The 2,273-nt window shown below is 66.8% G+C and carries 2 protein-coding genes; both read left to right on the forward strand.

What is annotated here, in order from left to right; genetic code table 11:
• Nucleotides 1-938, forward strand: a 938-nt coding sequence (locus ENZ74_RS29675; protein WP_245471034.1) for a PD-(D/E)XK nuclease family protein, incomplete at its 5' end; no start/stop codon positions are given.
• On the forward strand, nt 935-2,273 hold a 1,339-nt coding region (locus tag ENZ74_RS29680; RefSeq protein WP_164761304.1), incomplete at its 3' end, for a UvrD-helicase domain-containing protein. The genes ENZ74_RS29675 and ENZ74_RS29680, both read left to right, overlap by 4 nt.

Genomic DNA, 2,273 nt, shown 5'->3' on the forward strand with positions numbered 1-2,273 from the left:
CAGGCGAGCAGCTCGTCGCCACGCCGGCGCAGCTCCGCTGCCTGGTCGCTGCCGATGAAGGTCAGCAGCCGCTGTCGGTGCGCCCGACGCATTTCTCGGTCACCGAGATCGAGACCCTGCGCCGTGACCCCTACGCCGTCTATGCAAGACGCATCCTCGGCCTGATGCCGCTCGATCCGGTTATTCGCGACCCTGGTGCGGCCGAGCGCGGCACGCTGTTTCACGCCATCCTGCACCTGTTCTCAGGCAGCGTCGCCGATCCGCGCGCTCCCGATGCGCTTGCCGGCCTCATCGCCGCCGGCCGCGCCTGCTTTGCCGAAGCCGCCCTTCCGGCCGACGTCGAGGCGGTGTGGTGGCCGCGCTTCGAGAAACTCGCCGCCAACATCATCGAGTGGGAGCGCACGCGCGCTGATGCTGTGACAAGGCGCCATGCCGAGGAGCGCGCCGGAAAGACCGTTGTCGGCCAGTCCGGCGTGACGCTGTCCGGCTACGCCGACCGCGTCGACCTTCTGGCCGGCGGCATGGCCGACATACTGGACTACAAGACCGGCTCCTCGCCGTCCAAGGCGCAGGCGCACACACTGCTTGCGCCGCAACTGGCGCTCGAGGGCGCGCTGCTCAGGCGCGGCGCCTTCAAGGATTTGGGCGTGCGTGAGCCCTCTCAACTGGCTTTCATCAGGCTGAAGCCGAATGGCGAGGTGTTCGAGGAATCCATCCTCGAACACAACCGCCAGCCGCGGACCGCGACCGATCTTGCCGAAGAGGCCTGGGCACGGCTGGAAAAGCTATTGATCCACTATGCGGACCCTGCGACCGGGTATCTGTCGCGCGCGCTGCCGTTCCGCGAAGGCGAGACGGATGGCGACTACGACCATCTTGCCCGCGTGCTCGAATGGTCGGCAGGCGGCGATGCCGGCGACGAGGGAGGGGAGGCATGAAGAAGGCCTATCCCATTCCCAGCGACACCGCGACCAGCCAGGCCCGCGCCGCCGACCCCGGCAATTCCGCCTGGGTGTCGGCCAATGCCGGCTCCGGCAAGACCCATGTGCTGGCGCAGCGCGTAATCCGGCTGCTGCTGCGCGGCACCGATCCGTCGAAGATCCTGTGCCTGACCTATACGCGCGCCGCCGCCGCCAACATGTCGAACCGGGTCTTTTCGACACTGTCGGAGTGGACGACGCTTGGTGACGTGGATCTGGCGGCAAAGGTCGAGGCGCTGGAGGGGCGCCGGCCCGATCTCGAGACCATGCGCCGGGCGCGGCGCCTGTTCGCCGAGGCGCTGGAAACGCCCGGCGGGCTGAAGATCCAGACCATTCACGCCTTCTGCGAATCGGTGCTGCACCAGTTCCCGCTGGAGGCCAACATCCCGGCCCATTTCGAGATGCTCGACGGCCAGATGGAGGCATCGCTGTTTGCCGCGGCGCGCCGCGAGATGATTTCGGGCACGTCCGCCGGTGACAGGGATCTGGCCGAGGCTTTTGCCTCCATTCTCGATCGGGGCGGCGAAGCCGGGCTCGACGCCTTGCTGGGTGAGATTGTGCGCAAGCGCGACGGCTTGCGCCATTTCATCGAGGCGGTCGGGCGCGATGGCACGCATTTCCAGGCCCTGTTCGACGAATTCCATTTCCATCCAGGCCAGACGGCCGAGGGCATAGCCGCTTCGGTATGGCCGTTGCCGGGCTTCCTGCCCGACTATTTTGCCGGCTTCGCCCACGCCGCCGAGGCCACCGACGCCAGATCGGTACTGAACAACATCCTGCCCTATGCGCGGCAGGCTTTTGCCGAGGGCGATCCCATTCGCCGCCTGCAACTGCTCGCGCGAGCCTTCCTCAAGACCGATGGCGACGCTTACGACCCGGCAAAGGCCTTCAAGAAGGCCCTGGTCGACCGGTTGCCGGATCTGGCGGAGCGTTATCTCTCGGCCGCCAACGCCATAGTCGAAACCACCGATCGGCTGGCCCTGTTCCGGATGCTTGAAGGCACGGCTGCCGCGCTGACCATCGCCGACTGGCTGATCGCCCGCTACGAAATGCTCAAGCGCAGCCGCGGCTTCCTCGATTTCAACGACCTGATCACCCGCACCGTCAACCTGCTGGCGCGGCCGGACGCCGGCCCCTGGGTGCAGTACAAGCTCGACCAGGGCATCGACCACATCCTGCTCGACGAGGCGCAGGACACCAGTCCGGACCAATGGGAAGTGGTGAAACGGCTGGCGGAGGAATTCTTTGCCGGCTTTGGCGCACGCGACAGGGTCCATCGCACGGTGTTCGCCG

Source organism: Mesorhizobium sp. M7A.F.Ca.CA.002.15.2.1 (assembly GCF_003998715.1).
GTDB classification, from domain to species: domain Bacteria; phylum Pseudomonadota; class Alphaproteobacteria; order Rhizobiales; family Rhizobiaceae; genus Mesorhizobium; species Mesorhizobium ciceri.